The following is an 18,837-nucleotide window of genomic DNA, read 5'->3' on the forward strand; positions in this document are numbered from 1 at the left end:
GGGGAACAGAGTTGAGGGGTTGATCGGGCAGACCCTGAACAGGTGGGACAGGGATGCCCCAGGTTTTAGCGAATGTTGCAGTCCGACAGTCGCCCCATCAGTGCCGCCAGCATTTGGATTTCGTCCTCGCCCCCAAAATCGCGCATCTTGCCCAGGGAACCAGAGCGGAACCCAGACCAAAGACCCAGCTTCCAATACCACAGCGCGGGCAGATGCCCCGGTGGCGCGTGCAGACCAAAGGTCAGTTGTCTATAGGGCTTGAACATCGCGTAGGAGCCGCCCACCCCCTTCCAGGCCCAATCCACCAGCACCGCAAAGTCCAGCGCTCGCCGCGCGTGGGGCAGTTCAACGCCCAGTCCTTGATAGATGCGCTCCTGCGTCGTAAAGCCAAAATGTCCGTTGCTATACTTCTGCCACAGGCCGTTGATCGTGTTCAAATCGACGCAGGGAAACCGGGCCAGGGAGTCTGGGTTGAGCCAGTCCTGCTTTTGGCGACCTGCGGCTAAGAGCATTAGGTGACAGGTGTATCTATCTGCTTCGAGCCAGAGTCGTTCCTGCAATAGCCCTTGCAGCCGGGTGTAGTCGATGCCGCACTCGGAGGGCAGCAGGTCGGCTGGAGCCTGGACGGGCTGGGGCGCTGGAGCCATGCCGCCCCCTGTTATGATTCCTGGCGGTGGGTCGATGGCGGTGATGACCTGGCCTGGCGGCATGGGGACTCCGCCATTGCCCCAGGCTGGGATGCCTGCGGGTGGCATTGCGTTGTCGGGATGATGGGGTGCGGAAGCGTCTGCAATGGGAGTGCCTGCAATGGGGGCATCTATAGGGGAGGTATCTGTAAGGGGGGCCTCTGTAAGGGGGCGATCGCCATTCCCAGAACCTCCTGGGGAAACCAGAGCTGGCGGCACTCCGGCTGACCATCCTTCGGGCAGCGGCAGTTCTCCCAAGTCCTCTGGTTCATCCTCTGGATAGTCGGCTGGCGGGGCGGGCGTGTCCACGCTGCCATCGATGCTATTGACCAGATCGGGCGGTGGCGGCGGGGTTTGGGTGGCAATGTCCTCCAGCCAATCATCAGGGGTGGCGGGTGCGGGTGCGGATTCCGTTGCAGGATCAGGTGCAGGATCGGGAACCGAAGGTTTAGAGGCAGCAGGCTCCGGGGCAGCAGACTCAGGCGATCCCGCTGGCGGCGAGGCAGACTCTGGCGGCAACGGCGCTTCGGGGGCTGGGGGGGCTTGTCCTAGCCCTGCGACCACAAACGCCTCAACCTGAAGCTGGGGTTCCGGCAGGTCAGACAACGGCGCTTCGGAGGCTGGCGGCGGGGACGGCGGAGGCAGCGGCACACTGCCATTTTCCGCAGGTGTGGCCGCGGGTGAGGATTCTGGGGCGGATTGGGATTCGGCAGCGGCCGGGGGCGGGTCGCTGGCTGTGGTTTCGGTGAATTCCGGCGGGAGGGGAGGCGCTGCGGTTGTCGCCGCCTCTGCGCTTGCGCCTGCGCCATTGTCGGCTGTCGTGTCAGCCGCCGTATCAGCCGTCGCCTTGGAAGTCGCGTCGGTGGGCAAGTCTTCTGGTGAGGTTTCCCAGGGGTCGGGCAGCAGGGGGGATGGAGGCGGGGCCGTCGCAGGCTTTGTGGATGAATTAGCAGACGGAGCAGCGGGAACGACGGCGGGTGGCGTGGTAAACGCTGGTGAGGGCGGGGGCAGCGGGGCGATTCGCGAAGTGATCCCTGTGGGAGTCTCCCCCAAATTCGTCCCCAGGTTCGTCCCCAAATTCGCTCCCAAATTCAGCGGTTCTGGGGCAGCCGAACCGGGCTGCGGCACAAAGCTCTGGGGCGGGGCGGGCTGGCCCGTGGGCGGGGGCAGCGGCACGGATGGGGCAGGTACAGCGGCAGGCGGGGGACTGGCAGCATTGCTTCCGGCCGGCGATGCGGGCGGCACACCCGCGGCGAAAGGTTGGGGCTGCGCTTCTGCCTGGGCGCGGCGCTGGGCTTCGGCCAGGGCCATTAGCTTGCGCTGAATTGCGGCAATTTCCTCATCCGTCAGCATGAGAGACTCCTGAATCAGTTTTAGTTCAGATAGGCTCGACTCGTTTAAGGGACACTCTAGCCTAAGGCGCTGGGCCATCGCCTGCTCGTAGCGTTTCAGATTTTGCTGGTGCTGCTGCTGGCGCTGGTGGAGCAGCGCGGCCTGCTCTAGGGCTTCCACGTCTGCATCGCTAAGCTGGAGGCGCGTTTGCAAGGTCTGGAGGCGATCGCGCTCGGATTTTCGCAGGGTCGGCTCCTGGGCGATCGCCTGCAAAAACGCCGCTTGATATTGCTGTCGCCGCGCCTCCCGTTCGGCCCGTTCCTTCTGCAACCGAGCCTGCACGCGCTGTTCCACCGAGTCGATTTGCACCTGACGCAGATCGAGCGCGTGTTGCAGCTTGTCGAGCTTGAGCCGATCGGCGGGGCCAAGGGTTTCGCTAGCCCGCAGCGCCGCTTCGTATTCCTGTTCATAGCGCAACAGGTTGTGGCGATCGCGCTCGCGGCGTTCCTGAATTTGCTGCTGCACGCGCCGTTCGATGGCGGCCACGTCTGCGTCGGCCAGTCCCCACACAGATTGCTGCTGTCGCAGGCAATCGCGCACCGCGCCACTGGGCGGGTCGGCTTGCAGCAGCGCCTTGGTCAGGGCTTGCTCATACTGAATCAGATGGGTGCGGTAGGCGGCTTCGCGCTCGGCGTAGGGCTGCATCAGCGCCTCGTGGATCGGCTCCACTTCCTCATCCGACAGTTCCAACACCTGCTGCAATTCCCTCAGCCGACCCAGTTGTGTTGGAGACAGCGGATACGCCTGGGCCAGTTCGGCGCTGAGCGTCTGGCGATAGTCTTGCAGGCGCTCGGCGTGTTCTCGGAAAGGCTGCATCAGTTCTGCCTCGACGCTGAGCGCATCGGCATCCGACAGCCCAAACTGCGATCGCTGCCGTTTCAAAATCGCCACGGATGCAGGAGTCAGTCGCCCGTCGGGGTCAAGCTGCCGCTGCACTGCTTCCCGATAGCGCTGGCGGGGGTCTTGACGAAAAACACGGGTGAGGGCGATCGCCCCGTCTTCATCCCGGAGCGCAATCAGTTCCGGCTGCATCGTCGGCAAAACCAGTCGCACGCGATCGCTCGTATAGGTGTGCAGTTCCTTCACCGACACCTGGCCGTCGTGATCCTGATCCGCCGCGCCCGTTGTCATCCCTTCTACCAGATGATGCGTATACAGCGACAGATCCGGATCGCAGTCATCCAGCACCACGGGCGCATCGTCTGCCGCCAGCAAAATCACCCGCCCCTGCGCTCCCAACTGATGCCCAAGGCTAAAGGAGCCATTGGCCCGCGCCGCCACGGCCGGGTCTACCTGAGCGTTAAAGCCGCAGTCTAGAATCATCACCTGCTGGCGCGAGCGGCTGCTGCCCGACAGATCGCGCACAAGCCCCACAGGTAGGGCAGTTGCTTTGACCAGTTGTCCGTCTGAGTTGCGGCGGGTGGAACGGGTCGCGAAATAGGCCCGCCCCAAATCGTCGCGCAGCCCCCGCCCCGAAAAGTACATCACCGCCAGATCGTTGGCGCTGCACTTGCGAAAAAACTCCTCAATGCGTTCCTCTAGCTCCATGCGGTCGGGGTCAAACACCTGCGGGGCTTCATCAAAGCCACCGATTTCTGGATGCAGCAAAACCTCCCGCAGCGCGTTGACATCGTTTCGGGCGCTCGGAGATGGGCGGACGGCATCCTGATTTTGGTAGTTGCTGACCCCAATCAGCAGGGCATATTTCCCCATAGTGAACGCCTGAGCCAGCAGTAGAATCTGGTGCGGCTGGGAAGGTCACCCGATTCCGGAGCAACCTGCTCCGGGTTGACAGTTCCAGAAAAATGGGCAAGCCAGGTAATTACTCGTCTTTCCTCATTTTCAGAACGCTTAACTTCAAGAATACGGTGATTTTTTCAAAATAGCGCACTTGTACGGTTGCAATGGGCACAACTGGGTACAGTTGGGGGGCGTTTTGGGGACACCCGGCCCCAGTTGGCAGAAATTTAGGGAACGGGAGGGCAGAGCGTAACGGAAGTTAACGGAAAATGAAACGAATCGTGAATAGATAATCCCTAATGTTATGAATCGACGTAGGTTAAGGGGACATGAAATAGCCCCTGGCAAGCCAGTTAGGACGGGTCAATGGGACAGGTTCATGGGACAGGTTCATGGGACAGGTCAATGGGACAGGCAAAATCGATGAGTGCATCCCACTTTTGCACCCCTCACCCTAAATCCCTCTCCCAGAGCGGGAGAGGGACTTTGAAGCCAGCCCCCCTTCTCCTGTTTTGGGAGAAGGGGTTGGGGGATGAGGGCGAATTTGCATAACTGGGATGCACCCAAATCGATGACTCTCTTTTCAGCCTGTTCAGCGGTGATTTTAGTGGTGATTTCAGCAGTGACCGTTACCCCAACCCCTAACGTCTCAATTCCCAATTCCTAACGCCTTGCCATCACGCATTCTCCTCGCCCCCTGGAGTGCCTATGAACGTGCTGTTGCTCTGGCCCGTGATGCCCAATTCCTTTTGGTCGTATCAGGAAACGCTGGATCTGGCGGGACTGCGATCGACCAATCCGCCCCTGGGCCTAATTACGGTGGCGGCGATGCTGCCTGAAGATTGGAACCTGCGCTTTGCCGATCGCAATGTCTGCCCCGAAACGGAAGACGACTGGGCCTGGTGCGATCTGGTCATGATCTCGGCAATGGTGATTCAAAAAGCAGACTTTCAAGCGCTGATTCACAAGGGCGTGGCGCTGGGTAAGAAAGTGGCAGTGGGCGGCCCATACCCGACCTCTTATCCAGACGTGGCCCAGGAAGCAGGGGCCCACTATCTGATTCTGGACGAGGGAGAATGCACGATTCCTCTGTTTTTGGAGGCGATCGCCCGCCACGAACCCAGCGGCATCTTTCGCTCTGCCGAAAAGCCCGATGTCACGCAAACGCCGATTCCCCGGTTTGACCTGCTGAATCTAGAAGCTTACCTGGCGATTACTGTGCAGTTTTCACGCGGCTGCCCCTTCCAGTGCGAATTCTGCGACATCATCAACCTCTACGGCCGCAAGCCCCGCACCAAAACGCCAGAGCAAATGCTGGCTGAGTTCGATCGCCTCTATGAACTGGGCTGGCGGCGCTATGTGTTTGTGGTAGACGACAACTTTATCGGCAACAAGCGCAATGCCAAGGTGTTCCTGAGGGCGCTCATTCCCTGGATGGAGGCGCACCAGTATCCGTTTATCTTACTGACCGAAGCCTCGCTGAACCTGGCAGAAGATGACGAATTGCTAGAACTCATGGTGAAAGCAGGTTTTACGATCGTCTTCATGGGCATTGAAACGCCCGATACCGAGAGCTTGGTGGGCATTAATAAACTGCAAAACACGCGCCAATCGCTGATCGATGCTTGCCACAAGGTCACGCGGGCCGGGCTGCAAATCATGGCAGGCTTCATCATCGGCTTTGATGGCGAGCGGCCGGGGGCAGGGCGGCGCGTGCGTGAGTTTATTCAGGAAACCGGAATTCCTCAGGCGCAATTTAGCATCTTGCAGGCGCTCCGCAATACCGCCCTGTGGAACCGACTCCAGCAGGAGGGACGGCTCACCGATGGTCTGGGAACCTTCCATCAGGGCACGATTATGAACTTTGTGCCGACGCGCCCCGTGGAAGAGATCGCCCGCGAGTATATCGACGCTTTCTGGCATATCTACGACCCGATGAATTTCCTGAAGCGCACCTTTCGCCATTTCCGCATGATGAATGGCTGGCGGGCTAAGAGCGATCGCCCCTTCACCCGCACCGAGTGGCAACTCTTCAGCGCGATTTGCTGGCGACAGGGCGTGCTGCGCTCCACGCGATTTCGGTTTTGGGGACAACTGCTGGCGATCGCCCTCACCCGGCCGCGCCTGCTCTACGACTATCTCGTTGCCCTTAGCACCGGCGAGCATTTCTTCCAGTTTCGCCATGTGGTGAAAGCGCAGCTTGAGGAACAGCTAGCGGCCCTGGCAGCCGAGCAGTCTGTGCAAGCCGTGGCCGAGCGGCAGGTGGCCGAGGTGACGGGGTAATACCAGGTAATACCAGGTAATACCAGATAATAATAGATAATATCAGGTGATGACAGGTAATATCAGGTAATATCAATCCAGCATCGCCTCCAAGATTCCCTCTGCGCCAAAGCGGATTACGTCCGTGCAGGGCAGTCCGGTTTCGTCCTGGGTCTGGGCGATCGCCCGCTGTGCGGCTGCTTCCTCCATGTGAAAGGTGTTGAGGGCGATCGCCACCACCTTGGTCGGGGCGAAGGTGCCGCCTGCACGGACGACAGTTTCATAGACCTGGATGACTTCCGGCAACGGCGGAATGTGAAAATCGGGAAAGCTGCGGATTTCGGTTTGGCCCGCGCGGTGAACCAGGACGAGGTGGGTGGGCTGGCTGCCGCGCATCAGGGGCAGCGTGGCCGTGGAGGCGGGATTCATCAGGGAACCCTGCCCCTCGATGTGCAGAATGTCTTGGTTGGGCGCATTCCGCAGCACGGCTTGCTCGACGGCTCCAGCGGCAAAGTCAATCCGCACCGCATCCAGCGGAATGCCGTCGTGCCCCAGCATTAGCCCCGTTTGCCCGGTGGCGATGAAGCGCGATCGCAGCCCCCGCGCCCGACAGGCCCGGTCTAGCTCCAGGCTGGCAGACATTTTGCCCACGCTCATGTCCGTGCCCACCGTCAGCACTCGCTTGCAGGAGAGCGATCGCGCTTTGCCGCTGCCCACGGTCAGCCCTGGGGGTTCCTGCCGCACGTCCCAAATCCACTGTCCGTCGCGCACTAGATCCCGCAAGTCGGGAGCCGTCGCCATTGGCGTGTGCAGCCCGTTGACCACCGACAATCCTGCCGCCACGCCGTCCTTCACCTCTTGCCACCAGGCATCGGGCAGCGCCCCACCCGACGGCGCAATGCCAATGGTCAACACGGTTGGGGAATAGGCCAGCGCCTCGCGCACCGAGGCCACAATCGGCACATCGCGGGGAATCCCAGTCATTTCGAGGAGCGATCGCCCCACCGCCGCTTGGTCAATCACCGCCACAATTGGAATGTCGCTATAGCGCAATAGAGACAGCCCTGTTTTGCCGTGGGAACCCTGCGTTCCCTCATGCAGCAGAATGGCAACCCGACTCTCAGCCGTCAGCATCATGGAATTTACTCAAGGGGTTCAGCAACTCAATTCGGACTAACGCAGTGGGATGATTTCTCGCAAGATGATTTCTCGCAAACTGGGCCCGCAAGAAATCATCCAAAACCCAGAACATTCATCACAAGCACGTCAGTCCTGTATATATCCATCATCAGGGGTCGGGAAGGCTATTATGGTAGCGCTTTTGTCTCACGCGCTCACCTGCCGCGTTCCAAGCCTGACTCTGATTCACGCTCCCCAGAGGTTTGAACCCCCCGGAGGGTGAAATAGAGCGTGCTGCCCTGCCCAGGCTGGCTCTCTGCCCAGATTTTGCCGCCGTGGCGCAAGACAATCCGCTGCACCAGCGCCAGCCCAATGCCCATGCCCTCAAATTCCTGCTCCGGATGGAGCCGCTGGAATGCGCCAAAGATCTGATCGGTGAATTCCGGTGGAAAGCCCACGCCGTTGTCGCGGACGAACAGCGTGTGGTTGGGCAGGCAGCCGATTTCGACGCGGGGCTGGGGCGTGGGGCGGCTGAACTTGACGGCATTGTCGATCAGATTGGCGAACACCTGCTGGAGCAGGGTCGCGTCGCCCGACACCGTTGGCAAATCTCCAATCACAAATTCGACGGGGGAACCAAGCTGTTCGTCGGATGTGGCCAGGGCGATCGCCCGATCGACCAGGGGACGGAGCGGCACTGGGCGCTGCACGAGCGATCGCCGGGTGACTCGCGACAGATTGAGCAGCCCGTCAATCAGCAGGCCCATCTTGCGGCTGCTGTTGCGAATGGTGTCCAGATAGTGAGTCACTTTGGGGTCATCCAGCCAGCCGTTGGCCGCTAGGCGATCGCCCAAGACCGCCACAAAGCCCGAAATATGGCGCAAAGGGGCCCGCAAATCGTGCGACACCGAGTAGGAAAAGGACTCTAGCTCGCGGTTGATCGCCTCTAGCTGCTCGGTGCGCTGCATCAATTCCTGCCGGGCCAGCACTAGGTCTGCGACTTGATCACGCTGCGATTCGCAAAGCGATCCCTGCGGAAATCGTCCCTGTTGCGCTGCGGGGCGCTGCTCGGTGAGGTCGATCAGCGTGCAAACTGCCCCTGACGGAGAAGCGCTTGGGGGCAGGGGCTGGATGCTCAGCCTGAGCCAAGTCACAGACCCTCCGAAAGCACCATTCTGCCGAGCCTGGGGTATCCCCACCACCGCTTGCAGAGTTGCTCCAGTGGCGATCGCCCGCTGAACCAACTGCGCCACCGATAGCTTCGACCCCGCTTCACAAATCCAGCCTTCAGTCAGGCATTCGAGCGGGCTATCCGGCGGCAAATCGCCCGTCAGCCCCAAGAGCGATCGCCCTATCTGGTTACAGAACTGTACCTCGACCCGCCGTCCACAGACCACCACCCCGACGCTTACCGCGTCCAGAATCGATCCCTGCTGCTCCCAACTGTCCACAACGCTGCTGACTCTATCGATCGGTTCCAACCTACTCATTGACGCTGATTAACCATCACTCACACACCAGATGAAACATGGGAGACGAAACACGGGGCATCCGCCGCCAGAAAATTCTCTGCCCAATGCTTCTTACTCAGAATTCCCACAAAGGTTACTTTTCTCAACACTGACGCACCTTGCCTGATGCTCTGCTGTTCACCAGCTTGCCCAACACTTACCGACTCACAATTCCCGACCACTGCACCTGCTTGCGCCGCTCTCGCCGATAGGAAAAGAAATGCTCCGGCGTTTGATAGGTGCAGTAGGGGGCGATCGCCACCTGCTCTGGCAGCAGACCCAGATTCAGCAGTTGCAACTGGTTGACTCGGCGCACGTCCAGCCGCACCCGGCCGGGCTGTGGGTCGGGATGTAGCGGCGAAAGGGGCAGCGACCCCAGCGTTTCCAGAATAGCCTCAGCAACGCCATCGGGCAGTCGCGGTTTGGCCGGATCGGGCACCTCGCTTGACGGTGCTTGTGGGTCGAGCGGGGTAGCGTCCTGTCGCCATCGTCCGGCAAATTCCGGCAATACGGTCGCGCCCACTTCGGCGGCAACGGTCGTCGAAACCTGGTACACCTCGCCGGCGATCGCCGGCCCCAGCGCCACTCGCAGATCTGCCAGCCGACTGCCCCGCTCCTGCAACCGGGCGATCGCCACGGGCACAATCTCCAGCGCCGTGCCCCGCCAGCCCGCATGAACTGCCGCCACCTGCCCCGTCGAAATATCCGCAATCAGCGCAGGCACACAGTCTGCCGAGCAGACCCACGCCGCCTCCAGCGCCCCCTCCGTTATGCCGCCATCGGCCTGCGGCCAGCCCGACTCATCTGCCTCGCCCAGACCTGCGGACGCTTCTGCCAAAATCTCCGCCGCGCTCAACACCCGATTGCCATGCACCTGCTTCACTCGCAGCGGTCGTGCCTCCGGCTTCAGCGCCGGGGTCAGGTCTTCTGGGCCACACGGCGCAAACTGCCGGGTAAAAAAACCGTGATCAAACCCGTCCAGCAAACTACAGGTCAGATAAGACGCGCCGCGCCAGTCACGCCATTGCCAGTCGTACATCAGAACCCTGGGGAACAAGAGGATAGACCTTGATGGTATAGCACTTGTTAGCACCAGGTGTGGATCAGCCGACCCGCAGAATTACCTCATCCACAATTCTGCGGGCAAATAGCACTGCCAAAATTGCTGTGTAGCTGAAGGCGTTTGCCGCCAAGAGGGTATTGGATAGGTTGGTAGGGGGCTTTTTGTCACGGTCTTTGTCTCGCAGCAGCCTCTGCCCCGAACGGTAGCGGGGACTGGAGGCTTCTCGGAGGGCGGCCCATTCGGCAGGGGAGAGCAGGAGCCATTCCAGCGCCGACAGCCCCAGCAGCTTGACCGCAAAGCTGGCAAAGAACGTCAGAAAACCTGCCAGGATAGCAGGAAACGCCGCATCGGCAGACCACTGGTCAAAAAAAATAAAGCCCAGCAACTGCTGCTTGAGCAGCGGCGACAGCAGGGGTTGGACGCTGAAAAACACAAACCATCCCGCGATCGCCGTCAACAGGTTCAGCGTTGCGGCAATTTGCACCGACTGCTGCGGCGAAATGCCGTTGGTCTGCTTGGGCGGCAGGGTAAGCTGCACGGCAAAGACATGGGATTCAATGGCGATCGCCATCAGCAAAAACAAAATTTGAAAGGCGATCGCCCGCAGGGGCAAGACAGATGCGAACATTACCTGCTTATATAGAGTAAGGAGTTGTTCGGAGGCGCTACTGGTAGCGTGCCTACCCAGACAATGCCGAATCCCAGAGTCCCCTAAGGAAGATTCTGAGGAAAAGGCCTGTAATTCTCAAGACCGAGTGTAGCGTTTGGTAGGATGATTGCTTCCGGTGATTTCGCGTTCGGTGATTCTGCGTTCAAAACTATCTTAGAGCCATGACAAGAGCGGGTGTTGGCATTCGGACGGCGCAGCAGCGCAGCGAGCGCATCCTGGGGCAAATTCATGTCTACGACGGCGCGGGCAAAGGCAAGTCTCAGGCCGCGCTGGGCGTGGTGTTGCGCTCGATTGGGCTGGGCATTCGCACGTCGGCGCAAACCCGGGTGCTGCTGCTGCGGTTCCTCAAAGGGCCGGGGCGCACCTACGACGAAGATGCCGCCATCGAAGCGCTCCAGCGGGGCTTTCCCCATTTGATTGATCAGGTGCGGACGGGGCGGGCAGAGTTCTTTGGCCCCGACAATATCACCCGATTTGACAAGCAGGAGGCACAGCGCGGCTGGGATGTGGCTAAGGGGGCGATCGCCTCTGGGCTATATTCCGTCGTTGTGCTAGACGAGCTTAACCCCGTGCTGGATCTGGGGCTGCTGTCGATTGATGACGTGGTTCGCACGCTGAAAAACAAGCCCGAAGATCTGGAAATCATCGCCACCGGGCGCGGCGCACCCCAGCCCCTCCTGGATATTGCCGACCTGCACTCAGAAATGAAGCCCCACTTTCATCCCAACGCCGCCACCCACGGCATCGAGGGCATCGAGATTTACACGGGGGCAGGCAAGGGCAAGTCTACTAGCGCCCTAGGCAAGGCGCTCCAGGCGATCGGGCGCGGAATCAGCCAAGACAAGTCGCACCGCGTGCTGATCATGCAGTGGCTCAAAGGCGGTGCAGGCTATACCGAAGATGCGGCGATCGCCGCGCTGCACCAGAGCTATCCCAACTTAGTAGATCATCAGCGCTGCGGCCGCGATGCCATCGTCTGGCGCGGACAGCAGCAGGAGCTAGACTACGTGGAAGCCGAACGGGGCTGGGAAATTGCGCGGGCGGCGATCGCCTCTGGGCTTTACAAAACCATCATTCTCGACGAGCTAAACCCCACAGTGGATCTAGAGCTATTGCCCCAGCAGCCGATTATCCAGGCGCTCCTGCGAAAGCCCCGCGATACGGAAGTGATCATTACCGGCCGTTGCAAAAACCCTCCGGCCTATTTCGACTTAGCCAGCATCCACTCCGAGGTCTTTTGCCACAAGCACTACGCCGAAAAGGGCATCGACCTGAAGCGCGGGGTTGATTTTTAGGGAATTTAGGGGCTGCTGTTTTGCCAAACGCAGGCTGAGAAACCGGGCGATCGCCCTTCATCTCCTTGCACCCGTACCTTTCGGCGATCGCCCTTCATCTGGCAGCACCAACACCTTTGGGCGATCGCCCCCCGGATACCTTTTGGGACGTTGCACACTGACCCAAGTCTGTCGCTGCTCAACCTTTGCGGCTGACCCGAAAGCGGCTGGGAGTGTGCGGTTTGACCCAGATCTTGAAGAACTGAACCTTCGCAATTGGGGGGCGAATCGCTTACACAACCGGAAGCTGACAGAACCAAGGCGCTGAGGGCTAACGTTGCCAAGCAGCGGCGGCAGATTACCTGAAACTCAGCACCAGCGGCTCTCGTCCGTCCGCTGCGTTGGGGTTGTTGGGATGCTGGCTGTGCAACCCAGACTCAAACTAACGCCCAGTCACTTCGCCTAGTGCCTCTTGAATCACTTCATCACTAACACCGTGACGCTTGAGGCTTGCAACGAATGCAGATACCGTATCGCCCTCCAAACGCTCTAAATCAGCTCGCAGCCCTTGCCCAATATAAGCACGTACTAACGGTTGATACCCAGAAAAACCAAGTAGGGGTGCAACTTGCTTCAAGTCCTCAATCACATCTTCAGGCATACGAATAGTGATTGTTGTCATGGGGCGATTTCTATCCAACCTCTTTTTCAACGCTTCAGGCTTCATAAAATTCCTGCTCCTTCCGTGTTGCCTTACGAGCTGAAATGATCCGAATGATGTCGTTTTCCCACTCAACAAAGACAACGTACAGCAAGTTCCAACGCCGATCTAGACCAATAACGGCATCCCGTGCTTCATCATTACGACTTGCATCAACGACCAGCAGCAATGGATCAAAAAAGACTTCATGCGGCTTGTTGAAACGTAACACCGTCGTGGTTAATTGGGTTGATCCTAGCCTTTTCGTCATTCCAGACAAACGTGATGCCATTGAGAACGAAATACACATCCATACTTGTAGTGTAGGCAGAGCGTATTTACATTGTCAATACATTTATGCTGTAACTGGATTGGCGCGATTTCTTTCGGTACTCAGCAGAAGCGATTTGATTACTGTCTCAACCGGGGTTTGAAGCAGCCCAACGCCTCAAATCAGCGGCGGCGGACACCCTCGAACTCAACACCAGTGGCTATCAACCGTCCGCTGCATTTGAATTGTTAGCCTGTGGCTTGGGGATAAGAGTTTGGTTATCATGCATGACTCTAATCAAAAATCGTAAAGCCTCATTGACTGCATCAGCACTAGGAAACATCTCGGCAACATCTGGCTCTAGACGCACCGTTGTTGCACCAAAACTCTTTCGCCCAGAGCCTAATTTTCTGACTCGGAGACTCTTTAAGTCATACTCTGCCCGTAAATCATTTCCCATTTCTGATTTATCCCTCTTCATAGGCTTCTCGCTCAGTTCGTGTCACTTCTCTTGCGCTAATAAGGCGTGTTAAATCACCCCTTTCGGTATACGACACAATCAACAATCGCCCTCGGCTTGATTGTCCAACAATAAGATAACGCTCCTCATATTCAGAATGGTCTGGATCGTAGAAGTCAACATACAGAGGATCATCAAAAACAGTTTTTGCTTCCTCAAATGAGACTCCGTGCTTTGATAGATTGCGTTCTGCTTTGTTTTCATCCCAGTTAAACTGCATAAAGCTATTGTATCCCTACTCACCTAAACTGATTGCACGTTTTGGTCTGGAAGGGATTTAATCGCACGACAAAGATCAGTGATCGACACAATAGCTATCCAAGTGTTAGAACCGTGATTGCCAGAGAGAATAAGATCATGGACGGTATTATCTACAAAGAAGCCAGTTCTGTAGGGGTCTGCATGGGCGATTTTGTTCAATGCTTCTCTAAGTGACAGAAGCTCGAAGCCAGTTCTTCCACCGTAAGGTGGTCGGTAGCTATTTAACGTAGCCAAAACTTCACTGGTGCTAGCGGAGCGTTTCAAAGCACCAACAGGTGTACGAATCGTAGGAATAGCACCAAAATCCTGTTCTGATCGGATTGAAAGAGCTAGCATCCGTAATATTTCAATACCTCTTTCAGACGATTCCTGTAATATTTTCTCGCGGATTTGTTGATCTGGTGTTGATGGATTTATGTAAGCGTCTCTAAAATCTTGGCTAAGTATTTCTAACTCCTCAGCACATTCATGGAATGTTCTTCGTTTCCACATTCTGAAGTTACCACCCCTACATTAGAGAATCTTTTATAACACTGGGTTCCTAAGCAGGCTAACGGTTGCGGTCAGCGGTTGCCGATCTCCTCGAACTAAGCACCAGCGGTTTCCTTCAATCCGCTGCACCGCAATTGTTATGCTGTTTTGACTTTACCACCAACCACGAAATAGTTTTTCGAAAAACTTGTCAACGGCTTTTCCGACTACCTTTCCGATTTCTCCTGCCCCGAACATTTCTCCGATTGTTTCTCCGACAACCTCGAAAAAACCCTTTTCTGCCTCCGTTTTTGCTTCTTCACTTCGTACCTCATCTTTCACTGCTTTGGTAAAAGTAATTTTTCGATCCTTCGGAAGAGCAAAAACAATGTCATTCACAAAAGCGACAAGATTATATTCTTCATTAGCAGAGATTGGCACAACTTGGGTTTTGGATAAATCAAAGAACTCAGCTAGATGAGCAATTTTAGCTTCTATGTTTTGCTGTTGCTTTGTTCCTGGTAAACGTTGTTCCACATTCCAATCCCGAATTGGCTCAATCTTGTCAACCTGACTTAGAACCAGGAAAAGCGGTTTGCCATTAAGATTTGGTCGTACAACTTCTGTAAAGAACTTCTGGTCACTACTTAATGCTCGATCATCTGCTTTTACAAGCCATAGAATCAAATCCAATTCTGGCAACAGCTTCTCGTACAACTGTCGATATTCTTCATCACGTTTTTGAGATTCTCCAACTCCTGGACAATCGACCAGCTTAATACCTCCTGTCCCAACCTGAACTAAAATCTCTTGAGGATTACGGGTACACGCTGCTACATCACTAATCTTTGCAATCTCTGCACCAAAAAGGGCATTACATAAGCTGCTTTTACCAGCCCCCGTTTTACCAAAAACTCCAACACGAGGTTCATAGCTGAGGATTTCTTCAACTCTTTTTACTAATGCAGCCGCTTTCTCTGGAGGAACTATCTTTGCCTCTTTTAGATCGTTAAGTAATTCAAGGAATGATTTCATTATGGGGAAAACAGCAAGACGCTTACAAGTGCAAGAATACCCGGAGGTGGAAGCAGCATAACTACTAATTAGACTGATCTCGTCTGCCTATCTACCCCCAGGAGGGTAATTAGGCTGACAGCCGTCTGTCCAAGATCCTAAATCGGGGAAATAGGCTGACGATTGTCTGTCTAAGATCCCAAATCGGGGAATTAGGCTGACGATTGTCTGCATAATAACCCCATTTCCAGGAATTAGGCAGATGGCTTCCGTAAATCTTCAGATGAGAAAAACTAATGTACTATGGTATCGGTTGATACATCAGGTGCATTCAAAGAGACGACACACAATGGAGCCACGTCCTAGGAAGTTGCTGGATCAGGTACGGGATGTCTTGCGGCTCAAGCACTACTCCTACCGAACAGAAGAGAGCTATGTACAGTGGATTCGCCGCTACATCTTGTTTCACAACAAGCGACATCCGGCTGAGATGGGTGGTGCAGAGATAGAGGCATTTCTGACTCACTTGGCAGTTCAGGAAAACGTAGCCGCTTCGACTCAAAATCAAGCCCTGAGTGCGCTGCTGTTCCTCTATCGGCATGTGTTGGAACTGCCCCTAGCGCTGCCTGTGGATGCAGTGCGGGCGAAACCATCTCGCTATTTGCCGACGGTGCTGACTCCCGAAGAGGTGAGGGCTATTATTGAACAGTTGTCAGGTTCCTATCGCTTGGTGGTGCAGGTGCTATATGGGAGTGGCTTGCGGCTCACCGAAGCGCTGCAATTGCGAATGAAGGACGTAGACTTTGCCCAGCGGCAAATTGTGGTGCGCGATGCCAAAGGAAAAGAGAGCCGGGTCACCATGCTGCCAGGTCGTTTGATAGAGCCACTCCAACAGCACTTGCAGCGAGTCCGTCGGCTCCATCAACAAGATTTGGATGCGGGCTATGGCTCGGTGTACTTGCCGTTCGCGCTAGAGCGAAAGTATCCCAATGCAGATCGGGCGTCGATTTGGCAGTTTGTGTTTCCGGCGTTTGGGTTGTCTAAAGACCCTCGTTCTGGCGTTGTCCGTCGTCACCACTTACATGAAACGGGGTTGCAACGGGCAATTAAGCGAGCAACCGGTCTTGCGAAAATTGAGAAACGGGTCAGTTGCCATACGTTTCGTCACAGCTTTGCGACGCACCTATTGCAAAATGGCTACGATATCCGCACAGTGCAGGAGCTATTGGGGCATAAGGATGTGAAGACGACGATGATCTATACTCATGTGCTGAATCGGGGTGGACGGGGGGTGCGGAGTCCGTTGGATGGGTGCGTGCAGGAGAGGGCTTTGGGAGTGTTTGAACGGGTTGAGTTTTGGATTGGGGATTTTGGATTTTGGATTGAGGGGATGCCCTGCTAAAATCCAAAACCCAAAACCCAAAATCTAAAATCCTCCTTATCTGTTCTTACTCATTTGCGCCAGGGTTGCTGCGGATGTCGCGGTGGAGGTAGCGCAGCACTTCGCCGGGGCGACCGTCGAGGACGATGCCGTGGGGTGGGAAATCCAGGGCGTTCGTCCACTCAAAGCGTTCGGCGTAGCGGAGCAGATGCAGACGGTCAATCGCCATCTGTGCGTCTTCGGGGAGGCCGATGATGCAGTGGCGCAGGCGACGACGGTGGGGCAGTTCGCAGGTGAGCGGGGGCAGCGAAAACTGGGTCGCCTCCGAGATTGGGGACGACCAGGTGTATTGAATTGTCAGCATTTGGGGTTTCCTCCTGGAAACGAGGGGGTAGGAAACCCCGAAATGTTGGCCGCCCACGGACGTGAAGCGCTGGGACAGGGCGGCCTACAATGGACGCAGCCCTGAGACAGCCCGTACTGTCTTGGGGTCAGGCGTTGGTGGGTGCTGAGAACACCTGCCAATGCCGTAGGTGACTAAACGACCAAAATTTCGGGGGAAAGGCAAGCTGCACTGATAGGAATCGAATCACAGCTTGATGGACGATTGTACTGGATGCGATCGCCCCCGTCAATTGTCCTGCGCTAGGAGTCAGCACCTCGGCGATATTTGCAGTAGCGGCGGCCATCGGAGCTTGCTATTATCGAGCCGGACTGCATTTTCCAGAGCCAAGTTTCTGGGGGCCCTCTCATGGTGATTTCAACATTGCGAACGGCAACACCGGATGAAAGGCGGGCTATGACTGTGGGCGATCGCCCTTCCGGTCGGGCAAGACCATCTCGCCGCGGCATTTGGGCCAGTGGACTGGCGATCGCCCTCCTCACCGCAGGCTGTAGCGAAAGCAAGCTGGCTCAGTGCAATCGGCTATCGCAGGTGGTAAACAGCACGGTTGCGGAGGTGCAGGCGGTGGTGCAAGCCAATAGCCAGCCCAATGACCAGGCATTCTCCGCCGTTGCCGACCGCTTCGAGCAGGGCAAGGCTGCCGTATCTGCCGTAGACCTCAGCGATGCCCAATTGAATGACTATAAGGGGCAACTGCTGACCCTCTACGACCAGATCATCACCGCCGCCCGCAAAGTCTCCACCGCGCTTCAGCAGGAAAACTTTGAGGCTGCCAGAGCCGCCCATCAGGAGTTTCTCACCGCCGCCAATCAGGAAAGCCCGCTGGTGGATGAGGTCAACACCTATTGCCAAGTTTCGCCCTAGATGCGCCTTTGGGTCGTCAGCCACACCTACATCGTGGATCTGAATTGCGACAAGCTGAAGGCGATGGCGGCGCTGGCGGTTGATGGGGGCAAACCCTTGGATATTACTGTGGTCGTGCCGCGCACCTGGAAACCGGGCGGCGTGGTGGGCGGCACGATTCGTCCCCAGGGCTATGACCAGGGCAACTTCCGCGTCGTGCCCGTGGGCAACTTGAGCCAGACGCATCAGGGCTTGCTCTGCTTTCGCGCCGAACTAGTGTCCCTGCTGCGGCAGCATCCGCCGGACGTGATTCAGGTGGAGCAGGGGGCAAAGTCCCTGGCCTATGCCCAGTTGATTGCGCTGAATTGGCTGCTAAAGCTGGGCGCAAAGCGGGTGCTGTTTACCTGGTGGAATTTGCCCTATGGACTGCGGCCGCCGCTGCTCTGGCTGGAGCGCTATAATCTGCACCACACCGACGGGGCGATCGCCGGAAATCGGGATGCGGCGGCGATTCTGCGACAGCGCGGCTACCGCGGCCCAATCACCGTGCTGCCCCAGCTAGGGGTGAATGAGCAGCAGTTTTGCCCCCGTCCTCAGCCGGAGATGGCGGCGGCCCTCGGCCTTTTGCCCAGAGACTGTCCTGAAGAATTTACCGTGGGTTATATCGGGCGCTTTGTGCCAGAAAAGGGACTGCGAACCCTGGCAGAGGCGCTGGCGGGGCTACCTGAATTGCCCTGGCGCTGGCTGTTGGTGGGGCGGGGCCCGCTGCGGGCAGAGGTGGGGGCGCGGATGCAGCAGGCGGGGTTGGGCGATCGCCTCCGATGGGTTGAGTCTGTGCCCCATGCCGACATTCCGCGCTATCTCAACGTCATGAATGCGCTGGTGCTGCCGTCGGAAACCACGTCCTACTGGAAGGAGCAGTTTGGCCATGTGCTGATCGAGGCAATGGCCTGCGGGGTTCCGGTAATCGGCTCCGACTCTGGCGAAATTCCCCATGTCATTGGCGATGCGGGGCTGGTGTTTCCCGAAGGTGAGGTGGCGGCCCTGCGCGATCGCCTCCAGTCCCTCATGCAGCGCCCCGCCCTGGCCGACGACCTGGCCGCCCGTGGCCACCAGCGGGCGATCGCCCACTTTACCAATCGCGTCCTAGCGGAAAAGCAGCTTGCGTTCTATGACCAAGTAATGATCGAGTAATAATCAGATAATGATCGAGTAATAGCCAAATAATGACCAAGTAATGATCGAGTAATAATCAA

The 18,837-nt window shown here is 57.2% G+C and carries 17 protein-coding genes and 1 pseudogene; 5 read left to right on the top strand and 13 right to left on the bottom strand.

The annotated features are described in order from the left end of the window. Nucleotides 1-65: 65 nt before the first annotated feature. Nucleotides 66-3,791 (bottom strand): GUN4 domain-containing protein, encoded by a 3,726-nt coding sequence (locus HNI00_RS20970; protein WP_316789183.1) that lies wholly within the window; start codon nucleotides 3,789-3,791, stop codon nucleotides 66-68. Nucleotides 3,792-4,526: 735 nt separating this feature from the next. Between HNI00_RS20970 and HNI00_RS20975 the strand changes: the two genes are divergently transcribed. Next, the gene (locus HNI00_RS20975) at nucleotides 4,527-6,101 is read left to right on the top strand and encodes a B12-binding domain-containing radical SAM protein (protein ID WP_316789185.1); all 1,575 of its coding nucleotides are present in this window, start codon (nucleotides 4,527-4,529) and stop codon (nucleotides 6,099-6,101) included. A gap of 72 nt (nucleotides 6,102-6,173) precedes the next feature. Here the strand turns inward: HNI00_RS20975 and HNI00_RS20980 are convergent, their stop codons facing one another. The 4 genes from HNI00_RS20980 to fraC form a co-directional block, all read right to left on the bottom strand. Next, nucleotides 6,174-7,217, bottom strand: coding sequence for an N-acetyltransferase DgcN family protein (locus HNI00_RS20980; protein WP_316789187.1), 1,044 nt, complete (start codon nucleotides 7,215-7,217; stop codon nucleotides 6,174-6,176). A gap of 197 nt (nucleotides 7,218-7,414) precedes the next feature. Continuing rightward, entirely contained in the window at nucleotides 7,415-8,689 is a 1,275-nt protein-coding gene (locus HNI00_RS20985) for a sensor histidine kinase (protein ID WP_316789189.1), read from the bottom strand. 178 nt (nucleotides 8,690-8,867) lie between these two features. Further along, nucleotides 8,868-9,749 (bottom strand): peptidoglycan editing factor PgeF, encoded by an 882-nt coding sequence (gene pgeF / locus HNI00_RS20990; protein WP_316789191.1) that lies wholly within the window; start codon nucleotides 9,747-9,749, stop codon nucleotides 8,868-8,870. 64 nt (nucleotides 9,750-9,813) lie between these two features. Next, entirely contained in the window at nucleotides 9,814-10,401 is a 588-nt protein-coding gene (gene fraC / locus HNI00_RS20995; protein WP_316789193.1) for a filament integrity protein FraC, read from the bottom strand. Between the two features lie 203 nt (nucleotides 10,402-10,604). Here fraC and HNI00_RS21000 point away from each other — a divergent pair, with 203 nt between their 5' ends. Continuing rightward, a complete protein-coding gene (locus tag HNI00_RS21000) occupies nucleotides 10,605-11,738 on the top strand; it encodes a cob(I)yrinic acid a,c-diamide adenosyltransferase (protein WP_068511060.1) in 1,134 nt (377 codons plus the stop codon). Between the two features lie 5 nt (nucleotides 11,739-11,743). Here the strand turns inward: HNI00_RS21000 and HNI00_RS21005 are convergent, their stop codons facing one another. From HNI00_RS21005 to HNI00_RS21030, 7 genes and pseudogenes are all read right to left on the bottom strand, one after another. Next, nucleotides 11,744-11,896: a hypothetical protein gene (locus HNI00_RS21005; protein WP_316789196.1), complete on the bottom strand. Its 153-nt coding sequence runs from the start codon at nucleotides 11,894-11,896 to the stop codon at nucleotides 11,744-11,746. Between the two features lie 263 nt (nucleotides 11,897-12,159). Beyond that, on the bottom strand, nucleotides 12,160-12,444 hold the full coding sequence (locus HNI00_RS21010; RefSeq protein ID WP_316789198.1) for a hypothetical protein: 285 nt from the start codon (nucleotides 12,442-12,444) through the stop codon (nucleotides 12,160-12,162). Beyond that, nucleotides 12,434-12,731 (bottom strand): annotated as a pseudogene (locus tag HNI00_RS21015) (BrnT family toxin). Before HNI00_RS21015 ends, HNI00_RS21010 begins: the two are co-directional and overlap by 11 nt. A gap of 180 nt (nucleotides 12,732-12,911) precedes the next feature. After that, a complete protein-coding gene (locus HNI00_RS22240) occupies nucleotides 12,912-13,169 on the bottom strand; it encodes a hypothetical protein (RefSeq protein WP_420156233.1) in 258 nt (85 codons plus the stop codon). Continuing rightward, the gene (locus HNI00_RS21020) at nucleotides 13,156-13,428 is read right to left on the bottom strand and encodes a BrnT family toxin (RefSeq protein ID WP_316789202.1); all 273 of its coding nucleotides are present in this window, start codon (nucleotides 13,426-13,428) and stop codon (nucleotides 13,156-13,158) included. Before HNI00_RS21020 ends, HNI00_RS22240 begins: the two co-directional genes overlap by 14 nt. A 23-nt stretch (nucleotides 13,429-13,451) precedes the next feature. After that, on the bottom strand, nucleotides 13,452-13,961 hold the full coding sequence (locus HNI00_RS21025) for a hypothetical protein (RefSeq protein ID WP_316789204.1): 510 nt from the start codon (nucleotides 13,959-13,961) through the stop codon (nucleotides 13,452-13,454). Nucleotides 13,962-14,114: 153 nt separating this feature from the next. Further along, the gene (locus tag HNI00_RS21030; RefSeq protein ID WP_316789206.1) at nucleotides 14,115-14,975 is read right to left on the bottom strand and encodes a GTPase family protein; all 861 of its coding nucleotides are present in this window, start codon (nucleotides 14,973-14,975) and stop codon (nucleotides 14,115-14,117) included. Between the two features lie 328 nt (nucleotides 14,976-15,303). On the opposite strand from HNI00_RS21030, the gene HNI00_RS21035 reads away from it, so the two are divergent. Next, nucleotides 15,304-16,356: an integron integrase gene (locus HNI00_RS21035; RefSeq protein ID WP_420156234.1), complete on the top strand. Its 1,053-nt coding sequence runs from the start codon at nucleotides 15,304-15,306 to the stop codon at nucleotides 16,354-16,356. 46 nt (nucleotides 16,357-16,402) lie between these two features. Here the strand turns inward: HNI00_RS21035 and HNI00_RS21040 are convergent, their stop codons facing one another. Then, a complete protein-coding gene (locus tag HNI00_RS21040) occupies nucleotides 16,403-16,699 on the bottom strand; it encodes a hypothetical protein (protein ID WP_316789207.1) in 297 nt (98 codons plus the stop codon). A gap of 387 nt (nucleotides 16,700-17,086) precedes the next feature. Between HNI00_RS21040 and HNI00_RS21045 the strand changes: the two genes are divergently transcribed. After that, a complete protein-coding gene (locus HNI00_RS21045; protein ID WP_316789209.1) occupies nucleotides 17,087-17,602 on the top strand; it encodes a hypothetical protein in 516 nt (171 codons plus the stop codon). Then, a complete protein-coding gene (locus HNI00_RS21050; RefSeq protein ID WP_316789211.1) occupies nucleotides 17,603-18,775 on the top strand; it encodes a glycosyltransferase in 1,173 nt (390 codons plus the stop codon). The last annotated feature ends 62 nt before the right edge of the window (nucleotides 18,776-18,837 follow it).

Origin of the sequence: Thermoleptolyngbya oregonensis NK1-22, assembly GCF_032705245.1 — a bacterium.
Classification (GTDB): domain Bacteria; phylum Cyanobacteriota; class Cyanobacteriia; order Elainellales; family Elainellaceae; genus Thermoleptolyngbya; species Thermoleptolyngbya sichuanensis.